Source organism: Polyangiaceae bacterium (assembly GCA_016715885.1).
Classification (GTDB): Bacteria; Myxococcota_A; Polyangia; order Polyangiales; family Polyangiaceae; genus Polyangium.
The window spans coordinates 197,470-217,122 of the sequence record JADJXL010000021.1 but is presented as its reverse complement, the minus strand read 5'-3'; the positions used below and the strand labels follow the sequence as shown (position 1 = coordinate 217,122).

The 19,653-nt window shown below is 61.4% G+C and carries 19 protein-coding genes; 5 read left to right on the top strand and 14 right to left on the bottom strand.

Annotation, left to right across the window (positions count from 1 at the left end; all coding sequences use genetic code 11):
* Positions 1–12: 12 nt before the first annotated feature.
* Positions 13–3,003, bottom strand: a complete 2,991-nt coding sequence (glnE, locus tag IPM54_31895; protein ID MBK9264389.1) for a bifunctional [glutamate--ammonia ligase]-adenylyl-L-tyrosine phosphorylase/[glutamate--ammonia-ligase] adenylyltransferase — start codon at positions 3,001–3,003, stop codon at positions 13–15.
* A 149-nt stretch (positions 3,004–3,152) separates the two neighbouring features.
* Between glnE and IPM54_31890 the strand changes: the two genes are divergently transcribed.
* Together IPM54_31890 and IPM54_31885 are read left to right on the top strand one after the other, a co-directional pair.
* Positions 3,153–3,806, top strand: coding sequence for a metallophosphoesterase family protein (locus IPM54_31890; protein ID MBK9264388.1), 654 nt, complete (start codon positions 3,153–3,155; stop codon positions 3,804–3,806).
* Positions 3,807–3,882: 76 nt separating this feature from the next.
* The gene (locus tag IPM54_31885; GenBank protein MBK9264387.1) at positions 3,883–4,809 is read left to right on the top strand and encodes a diguanylate cyclase; all 927 of its coding nucleotides are present in this window, start codon (positions 3,883–3,885) and stop codon (positions 4,807–4,809) included.
* On the opposite strand, the gene IPM54_31880 is transcribed toward IPM54_31885, so the two are convergent.
* The 8 genes from IPM54_31880 to IPM54_31845 all read right to left on the bottom strand — a co-directional run bounded on the left by IPM54_31880 (position 4,806) and on the right by IPM54_31845 (position 13,637).
* Complete coding sequence (locus tag IPM54_31880) at positions 4,806–5,627, bottom strand: tryptophan synthase subunit alpha (GenBank protein ID MBK9264386.1); 822 nt, start codon at positions 5,625–5,627, stop codon at positions 4,806–4,808. The two genes, IPM54_31885 and IPM54_31880, sit on opposite strands and share 4 nt — an antisense overlap.
* Before the next feature lie 8 nt (positions 5,628–5,635).
* Positions 5,636–6,856, bottom strand: coding sequence for a tryptophan synthase subunit beta (gene trpB / locus IPM54_31875; GenBank protein ID MBK9264385.1), 1,221 nt, complete (start codon positions 6,854–6,856; stop codon positions 5,636–5,638).
* A 44-nt stretch (positions 6,857–6,900) separates the two neighbouring features.
* Positions 6,901–9,000: a M13 family metallopeptidase gene (locus IPM54_31870; GenBank protein MBK9264384.1), complete on the bottom strand. Its 2,100-nt coding sequence runs from the start codon at positions 8,998–9,000 to the stop codon at positions 6,901–6,903.
* A 108-nt stretch (positions 9,001–9,108) separates the two neighbouring features.
* Complete coding sequence (locus IPM54_31865; protein MBK9264383.1) at positions 9,109–10,548, bottom strand: hypothetical protein; 1,440 nt, start codon at positions 10,546–10,548, stop codon at positions 9,109–9,111.
* A gap of 15 nt (positions 10,549–10,563) precedes the next feature.
* Positions 10,564–11,220 (bottom strand): phosphoribosylanthranilate isomerase, encoded by a 657-nt coding sequence (locus IPM54_31860; GenBank protein ID MBK9264382.1) that lies wholly within the window; start codon positions 11,218–11,220, stop codon positions 10,564–10,566.
* On the bottom strand, positions 11,217–11,594 hold the full coding sequence (locus tag IPM54_31855; GenBank protein ID MBK9264381.1) for a response regulator: 378 nt from the start codon (positions 11,592–11,594) through the stop codon (positions 11,217–11,219). The genes IPM54_31860 and IPM54_31855 overlap by 4 nt, the downstream gene beginning before the upstream one ends.
* Positions 11,595–11,597: 3 nt before the next feature.
* Positions 11,598–12,455, bottom strand: coding sequence for a GAF domain-containing protein (locus IPM54_31850; protein MBK9264380.1), 858 nt, complete (start codon positions 12,453–12,455; stop codon positions 11,598–11,600).
* An 84-nt stretch (positions 12,456–12,539) separates the two neighbouring features.
* Complete coding sequence (locus IPM54_31845; protein MBK9264379.1) at positions 12,540–13,637, bottom strand: type 2 isopentenyl-diphosphate Delta-isomerase; 1,098 nt, start codon at positions 13,635–13,637, stop codon at positions 12,540–12,542.
* A gap of 104 nt (positions 13,638–13,741) precedes the next feature.
* Between IPM54_31845 and IPM54_31840 the strand changes: the two genes are divergently transcribed.
* The gene (locus tag IPM54_31840; protein ID MBK9264378.1) at positions 13,742–14,707 is read left to right on the top strand and encodes a hypothetical protein; all 966 of its coding nucleotides are present in this window, start codon (positions 13,742–13,744) and stop codon (positions 14,705–14,707) included.
* On the top strand, positions 14,704–16,002 hold the full coding sequence (gene argH / locus IPM54_31835) for an argininosuccinate lyase (GenBank protein MBK9264377.1): 1,299 nt from the start codon (positions 14,704–14,706) through the stop codon (positions 16,000–16,002). Before IPM54_31840 ends, argH begins: the two co-directional genes overlap by 4 nt.
* Here the strand turns inward: argH and rpiA are convergent.
* The gene (gene rpiA, locus IPM54_31830; GenBank protein ID MBK9264376.1) at positions 15,986–16,678 is read right to left on the bottom strand and encodes a ribose-5-phosphate isomerase RpiA; all 693 of its coding nucleotides are present in this window, start codon (positions 16,676–16,678) and stop codon (positions 15,986–15,988) included. The two genes, argH and rpiA, sit on opposite strands and share 17 nt — an antisense overlap.
* Positions 16,679–16,878: 200 nt before the next feature.
* On the opposite strand from rpiA, the gene IPM54_31825 reads away from it, so the two are divergent.
* Entirely contained in the window at positions 16,879–17,262 is a 384-nt protein-coding gene (locus IPM54_31825) for a hypothetical protein (GenBank protein MBK9264375.1), read from the top strand.
* A gap of 31 nt (positions 17,263–17,293) precedes the next feature.
* Here IPM54_31825 and IPM54_31820 read toward each other — a convergent pair whose 3' ends face one another.
* The 4 genes from IPM54_31820 to IPM54_31805 are packed head-to-tail and all read right to left on the bottom strand — an operon-like array spanning position 17,294 to position 19,603.
* Positions 17,294–17,749 (bottom strand): hypothetical protein, encoded by a 456-nt coding sequence (locus IPM54_31820; protein ID MBK9264374.1) that lies wholly within the window; start codon positions 17,747–17,749, stop codon positions 17,294–17,296.
* Between the two features lie 11 nt (positions 17,750–17,760).
* Positions 17,761–18,300 carry a hypothetical protein gene (locus IPM54_31815; protein MBK9264373.1) on the bottom strand — a complete coding sequence of 180 codons (540 nt, stop codon included), beginning with the start codon at positions 18,298–18,300 and terminating at the stop codon, positions 17,761–17,763.
* Positions 18,270–18,662, bottom strand: a complete 393-nt coding sequence (locus tag IPM54_31810) for a hypothetical protein (protein MBK9264372.1) — start codon at positions 18,660–18,662, stop codon at positions 18,270–18,272. The genes IPM54_31815 and IPM54_31810 overlap by 31 nt, the downstream gene beginning before the upstream one ends.
* Entirely contained in the window at positions 18,638–19,603 is a 966-nt protein-coding gene (locus IPM54_31805; GenBank protein MBK9264371.1) for a hypothetical protein, read from the bottom strand. The genes IPM54_31810 and IPM54_31805 overlap by 25 nt, the downstream gene beginning before the upstream one ends.
* Between the last annotated feature and the right edge of the window lie 50 nt (positions 19,604–19,653).

The following is a 19,653-nucleotide window of genomic DNA, read 5'->3' as shown; positions in this document are numbered from 1 at the left end:
CTACCGCGACGATCACGAACCCTTCAACGTCGATTCGTACACCTGCCTCACGCGTGTCGTTACTTCACGGTAACGAGCAAGCAGCTCGACGGTTGCCTCCGCTCCAGGTCGATCGCGTATGCCCATGCGTCGAGCAAGCGGCAGAAGCCCCGGGGCGGTCTCTTCCACGAGCGAAGAGGCATCCGCATGCACGATGCGAATTCGACCTTGGAGCTTGCGTAAAAACGCATGACCTTCACGCAGCGCGGCCGCGCGTTCGGGCGCGAGATGCCCCGCACTTTCAAGTGCGTCGATCGCCACCGCGGTCTCCGTCGTTCGCACGCGCAGATCGCTACCATGCAGCATCTGAAGGAATTGGACGCAAAAGTCGATCTCGACGAGCCCTCCATGACCGAACTTCAAGTCGAAACGGCCGTGCCGCTCTTGCGACAACTCGAGCTTCATCCGGCGCCTGATGCGCCGTAGCTCATCTGCAACATTCGTTGGATCACCAACCATCGTGTACGCAGCCGCATGCGCGATCTCCATCGCACGAACACCAAGGTCCACGTCACCCGCGGCCACGCGAGCTCGAAGCAGCGCCAAGCGCTCCCATACCGCCGCTTCTATACGCGGCGCCTCCGTATCGGATGCCGATCCACTTCGACCATCGGTTCGATGAGCCTTTCCGTGATAACGCGCAAACGCGTCGATCGATGTCACGAGCAACCCTTGGTTCCCAGAAGGGCGCAGCCGCGTATCCAGCTCGTAACCCGGCCCTGCGGGATGAAGCACCGAGATCAGCTTGATGACTCGTCGAGCCGAGCGCGCGAAAAACGTGTGTGGATCGACGCCCGATGGGGCTTTGGCTGGATCGAAAAGAAAGAGCACGTCGAGATCCGAGCCGTAGCCAATTTCTCGGCCACCCAGCGTGCCCACCGCGAGCACGCACAGCCCGCGCACAGGCTCACCCTTGGGCGTTCCGAGCGCATGACGCGTAGCTGATTGAAGCGACACGTCTGCAAGCTCCGAGAGGACATCGCCCACTTCGCGCGGACCAATTTCACTGGCGAGATCGGCCAGACCCACGTCGACGACGACACGAGCTTTCGTTCGCCTCAGCGCCCCCACGAGCTGCTCGTCGGGGTCTTCGTCGGTCGATGGTTCTCGCTCGGCTTCCTCGAGCTCGACGTGAACCGACCGAATGGTTGGCACGCCACGCGAGAACCAGATGCGATCACCCAAGTCCGGATTGCGTACGAGCGCTTCGCCGAGAAATGCGCTTCCCCCGATGGCTTCGACGAGCCGGCGCACGGCTCGCGGTTCATCCCCGACAAACCGCAAATACACGCTCGGATGACGCAGTCGCATGAAGAGCATGCGCAGCGTTCGCGCGGCGAGCTCTGGGTCGGCCGCATCGGCAACGGCATCGAGAAGAGCATCGGCGAGCAGTGGATACGTTTCACGACTGCGAGCGCCGAGCAGTGCATCGGGCCGCCGCGACATCACGAAAAGATCGCGCGCGACATCAGCCCAACGCTCCGACGCATCGGGAGCGAAGGCGTGATCGACGTGCGCCGAAACGCGTCGCCACGCTGCCTCGAACGCCGCCGCATTGTCGTCATCGAGCGCGGCGATGGCTTCCGTCCAGCGAGATGGAGCCGGAGCACCATCGGGAACGAGCGATCGAAAACGTGCCGAAACGCGACCGATGTGCCGTTCGAGATCGGCATCGAATGCCTCGGTCCCGGAAAAACCAAGTGCCCGAGCAAGCCTTCCCGCCGCTTCTTCGTCGGCTGGCCACGAATGCGTCTGCTGTCCCGTTGCGAATTGCACCGCGTGCTCGGCTCGCCGGAACGTCAAGTATGCCTCTGCGATCTCGCGTGCTTCGCGATCGGTCACGAGCCCCGCGCTGCGCAAACGTCGCAAACCGTCGAGCGTCCCGCGCGCTCGCAAGCGCGCTTCACGACCTCCCCACACGAGCTCGAGCGTCTGCACGAAGAACTCTGCCTCGCGAATGCCTCCCGTGCCGAGCTTCAGATCACGCCCTGAGCCACTCGACAACTCCGTGCGAGCGAGCTGCACGAGCTTGGTCATCTCGAGAGCGATCGAAGGATCGACACGCCGTCGCCACACGAATGGATCGAGCGCGGCGAGCACTTCATCGCCCAAATCGAGGTCTCCTGCGATGGGCCTTGCGCGCACGAGCGCTGCGCGCTCCCACGTACGCCCGAACGATTCGTAATAACGCTCGGCTGCTGCGAGAGAATTGACGAGCGGTCCGCTGCGGCCCTCGGGGCGTAAACGAAGATCGACGCGCCAAACCCAACCATCTTCGGTCACGTCTTCGATCATCGCGGTCATCCGTCGAGCGACACGTGACCAGAAATCGTGGAGGGTCAACGTGACGACGCCCTCTTGCAAACACGCGCCTTCATCGGTGTCGTAAAAGAACACCAGGTCGACGTCGGATCCGACGTTCAGCTCGTTGCCCCCGAGTTTGCCCATACCAATGACGACAAACCTAGCGGACGTTCCGTTGTCCCTTTGGGGCAAGCCAAAACGTGCGGCAAGCTGCGCCTTTGCCTCCCGGAGTGCACAATCGATGGTCACTTCGGCGAGGGCCGTGATCTCCTGCGAGGTCACGTCGACATCGGCACCGCCGAGCGAGGGTGGAAGCAGTTCACGCAACGCGACGCGCACGCGTTCTTCGGCCGCAAAGCGTCGCAGCTCGCGCAGAACGTGATCGGAGTCCCTGTCGTCGCCCATGCGCGATCGAAGACGCGCCGCGAGGTTTGCATGATCGCGCGCGACTTGGTGCCCCTCGGCCGAGATTGTCTCGACAATTTCCGGGGCAGCTTCGATCGTTGCGGAGAGAGCCGGGTACGCGCTCGCAAGGAGCACGGCGTACGCAAAGGCTTGGGAACCAGGCGCGATCCGCTCTGAAAATCGAGTGGCATACACATCGGCACGATGCGGATCGATCCGTCGCGCGAGCGTCAAGAGCCGAGAGCAGCCGACCATCGGGGCCGGCAAACTAGCACTCGATGGAGGACCTGGCGGGCGCGTATGCCACGCTTTCCGCCCGAGCCAGCGATCGCGACGATGGCACATCCGCGTCGACCGATCGCCTTGGCGATGCTCCGTCCAGCTCCTATGCTCATCGTGTGCGCCTGCTCTGCATTTCGGACATTCATGGCCATGCCGATGCGCTTTCGGCCGTCCTCGCCGCAGCCGAACAGCGTGGTTATGCGCAAGTCCTCGTGGCCGGAGACGTCTGTTTTCCAGGTTCTGGCGCGCTCGAAACATGGCGACGCCTGACGCAAATCCGCGCCGTCGTGGTTCAAGGTGTCGGTGATCGAGCCCTTGCGACGCTCGATACCGCCAACGTGGTGCCGAAAAACCCGCACGAACGTGCACGTCTCGAAAGACTCGCCGCGACGCGTGGAGAGCTTGGAGACCTCATTCTCACTCGTTTGCGCAGGCTTCCGGCGACCCACCGAATCAATTTGGAGGATGGAAGCGAATTGCTTCTCATCCACGGTTCTCCAGCCGATCCGTTCGAACCGTTCTCGCACGACATGACCGACGAGGAGATGGCAGCGCTGCTCGCTGACGATCCCGCCGACATCATCGTTTGCGGCGGCTCGCACGTGCCATTCGACCGCATGGTGCAGGGCGTGCGCATCATCAACGTTGGCAGCGTTGGCGAAGCCCCGAGCGGCACAGGCAGCGGTGGACAACACGCCGACTTGACGATCATCGACACCCACAAAGCGGGAATCGAGGTCGAGCAGATCGTCGTGCCACTGGGAAAAGCGGCATAGAACACCTCATGCGCGCGATTCCATGGCTTTGGCGTTCCCAACGAGTACGTCGCACAGCTATGATGGGTTTGGCAGTATGAGTCGGCTGCATGAAGACGACGGCGAAGCCACACGAGTCGCCCATATCAAGGAGCTCCAAGACGAGCTTCGGGCGCGTTCTCAGCGCGATCGCGCGTACATCATCGTGCTGCAAGGCTCCAACGTCGGCGAGATGCACGAAATCGAGAGCGCTGAAATGGTCCTCGGACGTGGCGCAAACGCCAACCTCCGCCTGAACGACGACGGTGTTTCGCGACGACACGCGCGCCTCATTCGCTCGGGTGACAAGTACATCATCGAAGACCTGAACAGCTCGAACGGCACCCTGGTCAACGGCGAGAGCGTCACGCAACGAATCCTCGAAGACGGCGACAAAATCCGCCTCGGATCCATCACGGTCCTCAAATTCACCTACCACGATCACCTCGACGTCAGCTTCCAGCAGCAGATGATCGACGCGGCGCTTCGCGACGGTCTCACCAAAGCGTTCAACAAGCGCTACTTCCTCGGCCGTATCGAAACCGAGCTCGCGTACGCGAAGCGGCACATGTCCGCGCTGTCGCTCGTCATGTTCGACGTCGACCACTTCAAGCGCGTGAACGACACGTACGGTCATCTCGCCGGTGACTACGTGCTCATGAAGATCTCCAAGATCACGCAGCACACGGTGCGCACCGAAGACGTGTTCGCCAGGTACGGTGGTGAAGAGTTCGCGGTTCTATGCCGCGGCGTGAACCTCAGCAACGCGGGGATTCTCGGAGAACGACTCCGTTCGGCCATCGAAGGCGCCATCTTCGAGCACGAAGGTACGCGCATGCCCATTACGATCAGCGTCGGCGTCGCGGCATTTCCAGAGCTGCAAATGGATACGCCCGAGCAGCTCATCGGGGCCGCCGACGAAGCGCTTTACCAAGCCAAACGCACAGGCAGAAACCGCGTGCTTCTCAAGCACGGCACCACCTAAGCATCGAGCGCCTGGCGCAGTTCCTGGACAAACGTTCGTACAAGACGAACTCGTTCGTCCTGCGAAACACCTTGTTCGATGCGACGTGCAACCGCCGTCCCCACGACGACACCATCGGGCCCGGCGCCGCGTGGTCCCGCTGCACCCCTTGCACTCTCCCCACCGTCGATACCGAATCCAACGAGCACCGGCATGCCGAACATCGCGCGAATCGTCTCCGCCGATCGACCCATCGCCGCCACATCCGCAGCCGAGCTTCCCGTGACACCCGTCATCGACACGGCGTAAACGAATCCTCGAGGTGCTCCGAAAGGTGCGACCGACAAGCGCAGGATCGCTTCCATGCGTGCCGCATCGCTCGTGGGCGTAACGAGCGGCAAGAGGCCCATGCCGCGCGCAGCGCACGCATTGCGCAACCCCGACGCTTCCTCGGGCGGCAAGTCCACGACCAGCATCGCATCGATTCCCGCATCTTTCGCCAAGCTTGCAACACGCGCCTCACCCACGACGAAAACGGGGTTGTAATAGGTGAACAGCACGAGAGGCGCATTCGTTTGCCGGCGGATGTCGCGGGCCGCGTCCACGACACGTTCGATCGTCGAACCCGACGCTATCGCGCGCCTCGATGCTTGCGCGAGCACGGGACCATCCGCCGTCGGATCACTGAACGGCACACCCAGCTCGAGCATATCGGCGCCTGCATCGAGCGCCGCAAGCGCCAAGGCGACTGACTCGTCGAGCGATGGATCGCCGACGCAGAGGTACACGCACAGCGCCTTTTTCCCAGCTCGTTCGAGATCAGCGAAGCAGCGATCCATGCGATGCATCAGCACCTCCCGTGTGAAGCGAGCGTCGACAGGTCCTTGTCTCCACGGCCGGAAAGACACACGGCGATCCGCACCGGACGACCTCGAGCGAGAGCATCACGCCGCGCAATTTCCGCAACGGCGCCGAGCGCGTGCGCGGATTCGAGCGCCACGATGATGCCTTCGGTACGAGCCATGTCGTGCGCCGCCGAAAGCGCTTCATCGTCGGTCACCGCCATGTACGTCGCGCGATTCGAGTCGCGCAGCGCCGCGTGTTCGGGCCCGACGCCCGGATAATCGAGTCCGGCGCTGATGGAGTGCGTCGGGACAATCTGCCCGAATTCATCGCAAAGAACGTACGTCTTCGCCCCATGCAGCACCCCTACTCTTCCCCGATGGATCGTCGCCGCGTGTTCGTTCGTATCGAGTCCTCGGCCAGCAGCTTCGACACCAACGAGCTTCACGTCGGCATCGTCGAGAAACGCTTTCCACATGCCGATCGCATTCGACCCTCCACCGACACACGCCACGACCACATCGGGTAGCGTTCCACGGGCCAAACATTGCGCGCGAGCTTCGTCTCCGATGACGCGCTGAAGCGTTGCCACGAGCGTTGGATACGGATGCGGTCCCGCGGCACTTCCAACGCAGTAGTACGTCGTTCGAACGTTCGTCACCCAATCACGCATCGCTTCGTTCATCGCATCGACGAGCGTTCGCGAGCCTGTGCGAACCGGTCGAACCCGCGCCCCGAGCAGCTCCATGCGAGCGACGTTTGGCGCTTGTCGCTGCATGTCCACTTCGCCCTGGTACACGTCACACGGAAGCCCCAAAAGTGCGGCAGCCGTTGCCGTAGCGACGCCGTGTTGCCCCGCGCCGGTTTCCGCAATGATCCGCGTTTTGCCCATCGCCTTGGCGAGCAGCACCTGTCCGAGCGCGTTGTTGATCTTGTGCGCGCCCGTATGACAAAGGTCTTCGCGCTTCAGCCACAACGTTTGGATTGACGCACCGTCGGGATCGACGCTTCGGGCAAACCTACGAGCTTCGAAAAGCGGCGTCGGCCTACCGACGTAGTTGTCGAAGAGCTCCGAAAGCTCGCGACGAAACGTTTGCGACGGAAGGACCTCGGCGACGGCGCGTTCGAGCTCTTCCAGGGCGGGCACGAGCGTTTCGGCGACGAACCTTCCGCCGAACCGCCCGAAAGTTCCTTTACGATCCAAGCTCTCCACACGCTCGAGCATGCGTGCGAGCGGGCAGGACGGGCATCAGGGCGCGCCTGATAACGCTACCAGACGGAGCACGCCTTTGCGGGGCGCATGGGCGAACCTTCGCTGCACGAGAAGGCCTGGGCGAACTCGGGCGTGCTGGACACCGATCCGTTTACGCGAAACTTCGGCGGCGAGTGCGGATCCGTCTGCACGAGCATGCTCAGGTATTCGTCGCGCCCCTTCGCGCACCATGCTTGCCCAGCGGCCAGGAAAAACTGCTGGTCCTCGGTAAAACCATCGGCAACCGTCATGTTTGCAGCGCCCTTGCGCAATTGCCGATACGCCATGAAGGCGAGCTTCATGCCTCCAAGGTCGGCGATGTTTTCCCCGAGCGTGAGCTCACCGTTGACCTTGCGTCCCGGAATCGCTTCGTAGCTCGAGTACTGCTGCGCAACGCACGATGTTTTGTCTTCAAACTTTTTGGCCACCTCGGGCTGCCACCAGTTTTCGAGGTTCCCGTTCGCGGCAAATTGCGATCCTTCATCGTCGAAGCCATGCGTCAGCTCGTGCCCGACAACCATGCCGATGGCCCCGAGGTTTACGTACGTGGCAGCCTTCACGTCATAGAACGGAGGCTGAAGAATGCCGGCAGGAAAAACCATCTGGTTTCGCGACCAATCGTAATAGGCATTCACCATCGCCGGACTCATGAGCCATTCGCCACGGTCCACGGGCTTGTCGATCTTCGTGAGAACTCTCTTCTGCTCGTGCTCGTTCGAGGTCAGTGCATTCGTCGCGAACTTCTTGCGATCTACTTTGAAATCATACGAACGCCACTTCGCCGGATACCCAATCAGGTACTCCATCGCCTCGAGCTTCGCGATCGCCTTTTCGCGCGTTTTGTCGTCCATCCAGTCGAGCGACTTCACCTCGACAGCGAACGCTTTCGAGATCTCTTGCACCATCTGTTCAGCGGCGCGTTTCGATTCGCCGCCGAAGTATTTCGAGACGAACGGCTGTGCAAGCAGCTCACCCAGCGCATGATCCGTATACGCAACGCATCGCTTCCAGCGTGGCTTGTTCTCCTTCTGCCCCGTAAGCAGCTTGCGCATCACGAAGTCTTCCTCGACAAACGCTTTGGAGAGATACTTCGCGGTGGACTTCGCCACGTGATAGGCGAGGTAACTCTGCCAAGCGTCCGGTTTGACCGTCGTGAGCAGCTTGTCGAGCCCCTCGAAGAACGCGACCGATGTGACGTTCACCTGCTTCACGTCCCCGATTCCAAGCGTCTTGAAGTAGCCGTCCCAGGGAAACTGCGGGGCCTTCTTGGCAAGATCGTTGCGGCTCAAAAGATTGTACTGCTTCTTGGGATCGCGACGCTCGACGTTGGTCTTCGAGACCTTGGCGATCTCCGTTTCGGTCTCGAGCACCTGCTCCGCGGCCCGCGGCGCAGTCTTCTTGTTGAACCCCGCAAGCACGAGCATCCGCTCGACGTGCTCCACGTACGCCTTGCGGATACGCTTCTTCTCGTCGTCGTCCTTCGTGTAGTAGTCGCGATCAGGCAAGCCGAGACCTCCCTGATCGAGGTACGCGATGACGCGCGTCGCATCGCCAAAGTCTTGTTCGCCCGAAATCGTGAAGATGGGGAAGATCATCCTCCGGTGCAGATCGGCCACGAACGCAGCAGCGTCCTTGCCCGAGCTCACGCTTCGCGCGCGTGAAATGAGGTCTTTGATCGGTTCGGCTCCAGCCGCATCAACCGCAGCCTCGTCCATGCATGCTGCAAAGTAGTCGCCGATCTTCTGCGTCGCGGGGTCGGGGTTTTTCGCGGATGCTGCGTCCTCGAGGATGGCCTTCAGCGCTGTTTCGTTACGCTTGTTGATCTCGCTGAAGCTGCGCACCCACATCGCGGCGTCGCTCGGAATCTCGGTAGACGCGATCCATCCACCGCACGCAAATTGATAGAAGTCCTTGCAAGGATCAGCGGTGCGATCGATGGCCGCTCCATCGAGCCCCACGGCTGCAAGCGTCGTATGCACGGGCGGCGGGCCTTGATTCGGCGGCGGAATCACGAGCGGTACGGGGCCCGCCGACGAGATGGGCTCGGGCGAAGACGATGCACACCCGAGCGCGAACGAAAGGCCTACCGAAGCGAGAACGACGGAACGCGAACGCATACGAATCTCCCATCACGCGACATGTCGGACGATACCGAGCACCTACGGTGCGGCTTGCCGTTGGACGCTGGTCCAAGCGAGGTGTGACCGCGAAACGGCGATGATCAATCAAGATCGAGCGCGTTTGATCGTTCGACGACGAGCGAGGAACGCAGCGAAGAAAAGCCCTCCAAGCAGCGCGTGCGAGGGCAACTTCTGTGAGCCAACGACTGTGCAACCACAACTTCCGCCATCGCTCGTCGCGCCCCCACCCGAACCACCTGCACCACCCGCATCGCCGCCGTTTCCTCCGACGCCTCCAGCACCTCCGCCAGCGCCTCCAGCACCGCCCGCAGCGCCAGAACCACCGGCGCCTGCTGCACCACCAACACCGCCACCACCGGCGCCGCCAGCGCCTCCATCACCCCCGAGCTCGTAGGCGCCAATGTCGATCACGCCCTTCGTCACTCGGCCCGTTGCATCCGCCGGATGCACGTAATGAAACTTGGGGGTCAAATCGATTCCGCCCCCTGTGCCAGGCTCTTCGCCCATGTCGGCACATGGAGACGAGGCATCGAGGTGGTAGTCGAAAGCCGCTTGATTCACGAACTTCGGATCACCTTGAAAGTTCGACGCAAGCACGGCGTTTGCCTGGTTGGTGAGGGTTCCTGGACCCACGAAAATGTTGTTCCGGACAATCACGGGTTCGGTGACGCCGGAATCAATGTTGAGAAATGTTCCGCCATTCGGTCGTTCATTCACGAACGAGTTGTTCACGACGAACAGTTCCGTGCTGGGATTGTCCGCGTGCGGTCCTTCGCGCCGATACGACACGATCGAACCGTTGTCGGTGTTCGGCCCCTGGTGGATCAGGTTGCCGATGATGAACGAGCGCCCTCCGTTCGGAAGGTCGATCTCATAGCTGCCCGTGCCGTCTTCTCCCGTTAGGCGATTGTAGAGAACCCAGTTCTCCGTAGCGCGCGACTTCAGGAGATGTCCGATCTTCGCGTGGTGTGAATAGTTGTATTGGAAGACGAGTTTGCCGACGTGGTTGATGTAGAGGTTGTGGGTTTGTCCGTCGCCAAAACCGTTGTTTGCGAACTCGGTGTACTCGATCGTGATCGTGCTGTTTGCGTTGTTGCCGGCGAGAATGCCGTTCTCGTTGTCGTGGAAGTAGCAGCCACGAACCGTGAGGTTGGCGCCTTCTTGTCGAATCCCCGCGCCGTTTTGATCAGGCACCGTGGCACCGGTGAACTCGATGTTCTCGACGATCGTGTCGTTCCCAGCGATGACCCAAATCGCTTTGCCTTGCGCGTTTTTTCCTGCAGCGTCGATCTTCGCGAGGCCGCCGACACCACGCAGCGTCAGACCATTTTTGCTCCAGCCACAAACATCACCGCCATAACCAACCGACGCGTCGATTTCGATCACGTCTCCATCGCTCGCCGCCGCAACGGCCTGACAAGGACTGGCGTACGGTTTTCCAGGACCAACCTCGAGCGTCGCAGCGGACGCAAACGACGTACTGAACAATCCGGCGACGACCAGGAAAGCTGAAGAACGCTTCATCGAAACCTCGCTCGTTCAAGTAAGCAAATCGAATACTTCGCGCGCAGCACGCCGCGCTTCCGCAACGAACCTTCGCATCATGCCTTCATCTTTGATGCCCGGCGCGCTCTCGACACCACTGGCCACATCGACGCCTCGTGGAGCAACGTGACGTATCGCCTCGGCCACGTTGTCCGGCTTGAGCCCACCTGCGAGCAAGATGGGCCGCTCGCGAGCCAGCGGCGCGACGAGCGCCGGATCGATACGCACGCCCGTGCCCCCTCGCTGACCCACGACGCGAGCATCCACGAGGAGCAAGTCACCAGGGTACGTCTTGGCAAACTCGACGTCGTCCGCAGAACCAACGGCAACCGCCTTGAATGCGCGGGGCCCTAACGTCGCGACGAGCTCGGGCGGCTCATCTCCATGTAGCTGCACGAGATCGAGCGGGACGTCATCCGCGATGCTGCGTATGCGCGCTTCGTCGGCATCGGCAAACACGCCGACGATCCGTGCGCGTCCGAGCACGACACGAGCGATCGCCTGCGCACATGCGACGTCGATGCAGCGAGGTGACGATGGAACGAAGTTCAGGCCGAGCATGTCGGCACCGGCTGCGATGGCGAGCTCGGCGTCGACGGGGCGGGTGATGCCGCAAATTTTGACGTGAAACGAATCGAGCGGAGGAGTCACTCGATGCCGAGGAGCTCTTTGACTTTCGCGATCACCTGAGGCGCTTGGATGGGCTTGGTGATGTACGCGTTTGCGCCGAGCTGCAGGGCGCGTTGACGGTCTTCCTGCGACCCTTCGGTGGTGATGATGATGATCGGCGTGTCTTTGTGTACCGGATCGGATCTGACGCGTTTGACGAGCTTCAGACCATCCATGATCGGCATGTTGATGTCGGTGATGATGACGTCGTACTTCGTCGACGCGAGTTTGCGCAGACCATCCACGCCGTCGTCCGCCTCGGTGACACGCAGGTTCTTGAGTCGCGCGAGAGCGAACACCAAGAGCTGCCGCATCATGGGCGAATCTTCGACAATCAGGCAGGAGTACTCGGCCATGAATCAGTCCTCCAGGTCGAGAAATGCCTGGACGCCAGGCACCTTGCGACCTGCATCGGTGAAAAGCCGCGCGCTGACGAGCGCGAGGGCAGCCTGCGTGCCCAGGAGTCGGAAAAGCTCTCCATCCTGGTCGTCGAAGGCCGTCTTCTGAGGGAGCGTGCCGAAGACCGCAATGACGCCGATGGGATCACCGTCGATGAGCAGTGGAACCGCTGCTGCGGGCTGCTCGACGTTGCCCTTCGATACGTCATTGTCCGTGTCATAAAACAACTTACCCGAAGTGAACGCACGACCAACCACCCCGTCGTCCACCACCAACGTAGCAATGTCTGCAAAGTTCTGACCTTCGCTTGCCACGGCTACGAGTTCTTTTCGATCGCTCGAGGCGATGTAAACCCCGAATTTCGCAGCACCAAGGAGCTGTGCCAAGAGCTCCTTGATGTTTCTGAGCACGTTGCGCACGTTCGCGGAGCTGTGAAGCTGTGAAGTAGCCACGTACAAATTGGCCAGGCTCGCAAGCTCCGCCTCGACCTCCGCATGACGCGACGAGAAGCGGTCTTCGTCGACGTTTTGCAGGGCCGCCGAACGTTGCAGCAACGCCCGTTTTTCGGCTTCGAGCTCTTCGATCTTGTGGAGCAGATCGCGCATCGCCGTGTCGCTCGCAACGTGCGCACGCAAGCGCCCGTTTTCGGCTTCGAGCGCAGCGATGCGGTCCTGAAGGCGCTCGTTCTCCTTCAGAAGCTCTTCCGTCAGTTGCGCACCCTTGCGGAAGAACTGCTGGATGAACTGATCCCGCTCCTTCTTCAGGTCTTCCGGGGGCTCTTCGCTCGACGGCGTAGATTGCTCTTCGTTGACGCTCATCGTCTCCCAGCGATCTCCAGCGCCCCGGACGGTAGCACGCTCCGCTCGCCGGCAGGAAGACCTCTCGATCGCAACACGCTCACATCACCGTTTTCGGCGACGTCGAGACGCAGCCGTCCACCGCTCGAGTGCCGGGCCAAGCACGATCGGCGCGTTTTGCAAGTCGCGCACGTTACGCGCGCCCACGAGCAACATGACCGCCCGAAGCTCGGCCTCCGCTTGATTCAAGAACGCAACGGCGCCGTCCCGTCCTCCCGCAACGAGCGCTTGCAACACGGGCCGCGCCATCCCAGCCGCGTGTGCACCGAGCGCGATCGCTTTCGCCGCATCCATGCCGCTCGCCACACCTCCCGTCGCAATGATCGTCTTGAACCGCGGCCTCACTCGATGCGCGATCATCACCGACGCCGCTGTCGGAACACCCCACTCGCGCAGCGCATCGCCCAGCGATCGCGCATTCCCCGCCGCTCGAGCAGCTTCGACCGCCACCCAGCTCGTTCCCCCCGCACCCGATACATCCACATGCCGTACGCCTGCTTTCGCCAGCTTTTTCACGGCCTGCGCACCAAGACCACAACCCGTTTCTTTCGCGATGACAGGCACACCGAGCTCTGCCACGAGCCGCTCGAGCGCATCCACGACACCGACGAAATCGCGGTCGCCTTCGGGCTGCACGATCTCCATCGCCGGGTTCAAATGCACGCAAAGCGCATCGGCACCAACGTCGTCGACGAGCCCTCGAACGGCATCGGTTGCGAGCGTTCGAGCTTGCACGCCTCCGATGTTGCCCAGCACGAGCGCTGTTGGCGCAACGTCACGCACTTCGTACGTGTCGCGAGGTTGCCCCTTCAAAATCGCTCGTTGGCTCCCAAGACCAAAACCATACCCGCGCTCTTCCGCGATCTGCGCAAGCTCGCGGTTGATCCCGCGCGCACGCTCGGTGCCACCCGTCATCGCCGCGATGATGATCGGTGCTCGCAAGCGCTTACCGAAAAGCGTGACGGACGTGTCGACGTCATCGAGCGACAGCTCCGGCAGCGCATCGTGAACGAGCTCGACTGCATCGAACAAAGTCGTCTTCGCGTGAAACCCGACATCACCCGACACGCAGAGATCGATATGGTCTGCCTTGCGCGACGAAATTTCCGGATCCGTTGGATTTGATGCTTCGACGGCAGTCATGTTTTCGTGGGTTCCTCATGCGCCTGTCGTCACTCGCAAGCAAGCAAAAGCCAATTCGCTTTTCGAGTTTCGACGCCGCGACCTTCACAGCATAGACTCGAGGAATGAACCTGCCGGCAGAACCTCGCATTCGCTGGATGCTTCACCGCACCGCAGCGCTGTTCGAACAAGGCGCGGAACCCGTGAGCGGAATCATCCTGCCCACGGAAGAGTTTTTCCCGGATGTCTTCGACGCTTCGCCCAAAGCCGTCGTTGCGCTGATGAAGCGCATGCAAGCGCATGCAGGTTTGTCCGACGTCGATGTCGAGCTGATGTTCGTGACGCCGGAAGGTGAAACCGCGAGCGCCGGGGGTTGCGGATCGGGCGCGTGTGGGCCAGGTGGAAAAATTGAAACGCGACTCGATCGCGTAGGGCGACGCAAGGATGGTTCGTACGTCGTCTCCGTCGGCACGGGTGAAGTCGGCCATCCGGTCGTCTTGACGACGGCGCTCGTGCGCTCGGTCGCGAGCGTGTTCATGACCGAGGCTGGCGCGTACGACGACGTGGATCCCCAAGATCGGGAGCCCGTGACGGATCTCGCTGCAACGATGCTCGGCTTCGGCGTGCTCGTCGCAAACGGTTCGCACGTCGTCGTCAAAGGTTGCGGCGGCGCCAAAGTGCATTCGGCCACGCGCCTCACGACCGAAGAGCTCACGCTCGCGCTCGCCATTTTCTGCAAGAGCTTCGGCGTGGACATGCGCCTCGCGCACAAGCACCTCGATCCAATTCCGCGCCAACACTTCGATCGATCCGAAATGTGGGTCCGCGCCAATGCGGCGGTCGTGCGGCGATTGCGCGAAGATCCAAAAGGGATTCGCAGCGACGCGTTCGTCCTCGATCAAGCCGAGAGTTGGTTTTCGCGCGTGTTCAGCTTCGGTCGAAGCAAGCGCGGCCTGACGGCGGAAGAAACCCTCGCAGAGCTCGAACGATCCATGCCCGCACCCACTGCCCGTAAACCCATCGATCCCGAACGCGCGAAGAAGCTCGCCGAGCTGCGCGCGCTCGTCGACGAGAGCCTCGATAGCCCGTGACAAAACGCCTCTGGGACAAGGGCGGCGCCCCCGACGCCGCCATGCTCCGATACACCTCACGCGACGACTGGAAACTCGATCAACGCCTGCTCGCATACGACCTCGTCGCGACGCGAGCTCACGTCGAAGGGCTCCATCGAATCGGGATCCTGTCCGCGGACGAACGTTCCGCTTTGACAAACGCGCTCGCCGAGTTGGTTCAGAAAAACGACGCGGGTGAGCTCGTCCTGACCGAAGCAGACGAAGATGGGCACACGGCCATCGAAGCAGCGCTCGTCGAAAAGCTCGGCGACGTTGGCAAAAAGGTGCACACGGGCCGAAGTCGCAACGACCAGGTCCTCGTCGCGCTGCGCCTCTACGAGCGTGACGCGCTGGATGACCTCGACAAACTCTGTCTCGAAACCGCTGCAGCGCTGCTCGAGCTTGCAGCACGTGAATCGAGGACGCCGCTGCCGGGCTACACGCATTTGCAACGTGCCGTGCCGAGCTCCGTGGGCCTTTGGGCCGCGGCCTTTGCAGACGGTTTTCTCGATGGAGTGATCCCCGTGCGAGCGGCGCGTGCGCTGGTCGATCGTTCGCCGCTTGGTGCTGCGGCGGGTTATGGCGTGAACTTGCCGCTCGATCGCGAGGGCGTTGCACGGGACCTCGGTTTTGCCGACGTCGCATGGAATCCGCTTGGCTCGCAAACGTCGCGCGGCATCGTGGAAGCGACGATCCTGGCGGCGGCTTGGCATGTCATGGCGACGATTCGACGGCTCGCGTGGGACTTGAGCCTCTTCACGACGAGCGAGTTTGGTTTCGTCAAACTCCCCGATGCGTTCACGACGGGTTCGTCGATCATGCCGCAGAAGCGCAACCCGGACGTGGTGGAGCTGATGCGCGCTGCGTGTTCGGTCGTGCAAGGTGCAATGGTTGAAGTACAAACGATCGTCGCGTTGCCTTCGGGTTATCACCGCGACTTGCAATTGACCAAGGCGCCGCTTTTGCGAGGCATCGATGAAACGCTGACGACGGTGCGTCTCGTCCCGCGGCTCATTGCGGGGCTGCGGTTCGATCGCGAGCGGATGCTTTCTGCGATTACGCCGGAATGTTTTGCGACCGATCGCGCGGTTGAGCTCACGGCTTCGGGCATGCCGTTTCGTGATGCGTACCGGCGCGTCGCGCTGGAGCTCGAGCAGCTCGTCCAAGGCGACGCAGCGAAGAGCCTCGACGCGCGGGTTTCACCGGGTGCACCGGGGGACTTGCGATTGGATCGGATCGAGGCGCGAATGAAGGCGCTCAGCGCATCTCGGTAACGGCGTCGTCACCGCCCACGAGCACGACGTCGGCCATGTTGATGAACAGGCCCGTGTCGACGACGCCTGGAATGCGTCGCGCTTCGTCATGGAGCTTTGCGGAGTCATCGATCGGCTCGAACTTCGTATCGAGGATCCAATTCATGTTGTCGGTCACGAAGGGAAAACCGTCCGGCTTCTTGCGCACCTGCGGGTTGCCTCCAAGCGCGCGCAAATGTTTCGAAGCCGTAGGAACTGCAAACGGAACGACCTCGATAGGAATCGCGGTGCGCGTGCCGAGCTTCGGGACGATCTTCTCCGGCGTCACCAGAATGACGAGCCGCTCGGCCTCGTAGGCGACGACGCGTTCACGAAGCAGCGCTCCACCAAGCCCTTTCGTCAGCGCCAAGTCGGGAGCAACTTCGTCAGCGCCATCGAACGCAATGTCGATCCCATCGATCGCATCGAGCGACACGCATTCGATTTGCACGCGCTGCGCGAGCTCCTCGGAACGCTTCGACGTTGGCACGCCGCGCACGCGCAAGCCGCGACGAACGCGCTCGCCAAGACGCTGGATGAAAGCTTCGGCGGCGCGGCCGGTGCCAAGGCCCAGCGTCATGCCATCGGCCACGCGCGACAATGCGGCAAGAGCCACGCGGTCGAGCGCGGCTGGATCGGGACTTTGCGACGTGCTCATGCCGAGCCCCTTGGTCGATCACGACGCGTGCGGCAACCGCAATGTACAAGAAAATCGCGAATACTCGCGAGCCGACGCACGCAGCCAATTGCGTAAATGAGCACTCGGGGAACAGGCTCGAAGCGGCATCGCTGTCGCATTCACTTCGGACGTTTCGATCTGCACGGTGCAGGTCGACCGTTTGGAAGGAGAAACCGAAGATGAAGCACGTAAGGTGGGGCATCATCGGCTCGCTCGCCGCGGGTCTCGTAGCAATACCGGCATTCGCAGATGACCAAGCCCAGCAGCAGCAGGGGCAGGCGCAGCCGCAGGCGCCGCAACCCATTCAGGAGGAGCCGCTGCGAGGCGACGTCGACACGACCGAAATTGCACTTGCGCAAACTCCGCCGGCCGTACGGCAGGCCATCGAAAAGTGGGCGCAGGGTGCGACCATCAAGGAGGTGCACGAAGTCCGTCAAGGATCGCGCATTCAATACATGGCGGAAATTGAGCGAGAGGGGAAAAACCTCGAAGTGCTCGTCAGCCAGCAAGGCCAGGTATTGCTGGCCGGTGAAGACGTAGGCGTGGACGAGGACTGGTTCTAGGTTTTCACCTACCACACCGCACGGCAGCCATTCAGGTCGTCAGTGTAGGCAATCGAGCGATCAATTCGCGATAACGATCGCCGAGACGCTCCACGTCGATGGTTTGTCGGAGTGATTCGACCGTCGCCCGTGATTGCGTATCCAATGTCCCCACACGCGAAGCTTCGAGGAACAACTCGAGCGCACGCCGGCGGTGAGCCTGCGCCTTGCGAGCATCGCCTTTTGCCGCGGCGATCTCTGCATTTTCCGCGGTCAATGCCGCGTACACCGAGATCTTTTCGCGCGATCCCAAAAGCGCCGCCGCACTGCTCGCGTCGACCTGATCGATCATGACGCGAAGCGCGCCGAAGATGCCGTCGGCCGTTTCGCTTGCGAGCTTTTGGGCGTCGTCGAGTTTACCGGCTTTTCTCAGGCCCATGATTCGCGCGAGCGCTTCGGCGAACTGCTCGATGAGCCTGAGAATGTAATCGCGGCGAGCAATGGACATGAAGCGAAGTGTTACGTACCGCCGCCCGAACCGCCAGCGCCACCGGCACCGGCAGTGCCACCCATGCCAGCAGCACCGGCAGTACCACCAGCACCACCTGAGCCGCCCGAACCGCCAGCGCCGCCCGAACCGCCATTGCCGCCCGTGCCGTCGCTGAAGCAACGTTTCAGGACGCATCCCGAACCAAGGTCGGTTTTATGGCAAATTGCGCCGCTGCCGCATTGCTCGTCGGACATGCAAAATGCGACCGTGCAGAACCATTCATCTTGACCGAAATCGGCCGTGCAGCTCAGTGGTTTTGGCTGCAGATGAATGCATTCTTTTCCATTGGGCGTACACGGCGTACCCACGCCGACTTCATTGCCCGTGTCGCCCGGTTGTATACAAGCCCCCGCCGGCGGCTTCAGGACGGGATCGCCGCTGCTCGAAGCCGCCGTCGTTCCATTCTGTGACTCGGTGGTGCATGCGACCATTGCGCCCATGACGAGCGTCGTGAGCATCAACCAAGCCCGCTGCCGGTTCAATCGTTTTTCGCGCCTGCTTCTATCCATGATTTGATCATTTCGAGTCGAGCCGCGCCGAGCGGAGCGGTCGGCGGCATTTGGGTGCCATTGGCGGGTTTTTCCTGCGTGAGTTTTTCATACACGTACGACGCCGCTGGATCGCCGGGAACGACGAGGATTCGCCCAGGTGCGCCTACGGATTCCTTGCCTACGAGAACATCGTACGTCGGCCCGTCGAGCGCGATTCCGCCGGCTGGTGACGCGCCCTTGTGGCACGTGCTGAATGCGCAGCTCTTTGCGAATACCTCGGCCTCGATTTCCTGCAATGTCGCCGGGGCCTCCGGTTCGGCATCCGGATCTCCACAGCCCGCGACGAACGCCAATATCAGAACACTTGCGATCCTCCGCATGTCCATACCTCCGACCCTTCAGGCGCGGGGAAATAGTATCCGTACGTCGCGCACATCTCGTACGGGAAGATTAGCTCTTCCGCCGTCGTATTCATCCAGGTGCATTTCGTGCGAATCACATCTCCTTGCTTGAGAAGTAGCGGCGCATCCTTTGAATATTCGGTCACTGGAGGTGTGTCGCGCATTTCGGCTCGCCATTCTGGAATGTCGATGATCGTCTGCAGGTTGTCCACGGGGCCTGCTTGCGCAACGAAACTCTTGCCCCACTCATGCATGTGCGGCCCCATGAGCAACACACTCATGTCACGGGGAACGACACACTCCCAATTCGTCGTGTGCTGGTTATGAGGCGGCAAAATGAAGTTCACGTCCGACAGTCCATAGAACCCAGCCATGATTTGCACCTCCGCTTTCGGCGCGTACCGAACATGCACCGCATCACGGAGACGAATCGAATTTTCACTCGTATTCACAATATGCTGCTGCAGAACGAGTTGCGTCCCGGCTGGCACGCGAACCGCCATTCCTTCGGGGAACTCTTGCAATCCGAAATTCACCGAAGAAATCACGGGCATCAAATTGATCATGTCCTGGATCGACGTGCAATCACGCACCGATCCTACAGGCTCTGGCTTTTCAGCTCGAAATAGAATGAGGTGGTGACCAAATCTGCTTTGATAGCTATCCAGCGCCCGAATGAACACGTCTTCGGCCACCGGCTCCATGAAGTAACAGGTCTGTACATCAGCCCCCGGCGCGACAACTTGTTCCGGAAAATCATATCGCACGGCACCTGTCGGCGGCGCCGGAACGGCGGCAAACTCGTCCACGGTCGTCGGCGCATTCTGCTCGGGCCCCGTCGATCCCGAGCCGCAACCCGGCAAGAATGCCAACGCGCCAAAAACCACTCCCATTGCTGTGATTCGATCTATTGCAATCATCCTCACAGCATTACATGCATGCTCCATCGAGGTCAAGACATCCATTACCC

What these genes read in the sequence shown, in the direction of transcription:
- glnE (MBK9264389.1), bottom strand. Translation starts at nt 3,003, where the DNA reads ATGGTCGGCTGCTCTCGGCTCTTGACGCTCGCGCGACGGATCGATCCG.
- IPM54_31885 (MBK9264387.1), top strand. Translation starts at nt 3,883, where the DNA reads ATGAGTCGGCTGCATGAAGACGACGGCGAAGCCACACGAGTCGCCCAT.
- IPM54_31880 (MBK9264386.1), bottom strand. Translation starts at nt 5,627, where the DNA reads ATGGATCGCTGCTTCGCTGATCTCGAACGAGCTGGGAAAAAGGCGCTG.
- trpB (MBK9264385.1), bottom strand. Translation starts at nt 6,856, where the DNA reads ATGCTCGAGCGTGTGGAGAGCTTGGATCGTAAAGGAACTTTCGGGCGG.
- IPM54_31870 (MBK9264384.1), bottom strand. Translation starts at nt 9,000, where the DNA reads ATGCGTTCGCGTTCCGTCGTTCTCGCTTCGGTAGGCCTTTCGTTCGCG.
- IPM54_31865 (MBK9264383.1), bottom strand. Translation starts at nt 10,548, where the DNA reads ATGAAGCGTTCTTCAGCTTTCCTGGTCGTCGCCGGATTGTTCAGTACG.
- IPM54_31855 (MBK9264381.1), bottom strand. Translation starts at nt 11,594, where the DNA reads ATGGCCGAGTACTCCTGCCTGATTGTCGAAGATTCGCCCATGATGCGG.
- IPM54_31850 (MBK9264380.1), bottom strand. Translation starts at nt 12,455, where the DNA reads ATGAGCGTCAACGAAGAGCAATCTACGCCGTCGAGCGAAGAGCCCCCG.
- IPM54_31845 (MBK9264379.1), bottom strand. Translation starts at nt 13,637, where the DNA reads ATGACTGCCGTCGAAGCATCAAATCCAACGGATCCGGAAATTTCGTCG.
- IPM54_31840 (MBK9264378.1), top strand. Translation starts at nt 13,742, where the DNA reads ATGAACCTGCCGGCAGAACCTCGCATTCGCTGGATGCTTCACCGCACC.
- rpiA (MBK9264376.1), bottom strand. Translation starts at nt 16,678, where the DNA reads ATGAGCACGTCGCAAAGTCCCGATCCAGCCGCGCTCGACCGCGTGGCT.
- IPM54_31825 (MBK9264375.1), top strand. Translation starts at nt 16,879, where the DNA reads ATGAAGCACGTAAGGTGGGGCATCATCGGCTCGCTCGCCGCGGGTCTC.
- IPM54_31820 (MBK9264374.1), bottom strand. Translation starts at nt 17,749, where the DNA reads ATGTCCATTGCTCGCCGCGATTACATTCTCAGGCTCATCGAGCAGTTC.
- IPM54_31815 (MBK9264373.1), bottom strand. Translation starts at nt 18,300, where the DNA reads ATGGATAGAAGCAGGCGCGAAAAACGATTGAACCGGCAGCGGGCTTGG.
- IPM54_31810 (MBK9264372.1), bottom strand. Translation starts at nt 18,662, where the DNA reads ATGCGGAGGATCGCAAGTGTTCTGATATTGGCGTTCGTCGCGGGCTGT.
- IPM54_31805 (MBK9264371.1), bottom strand. Translation starts at nt 19,603, where the DNA reads ATGATTGCAATAGATCGAATCACAGCAATGGGAGTGGTTTTTGGCGCG.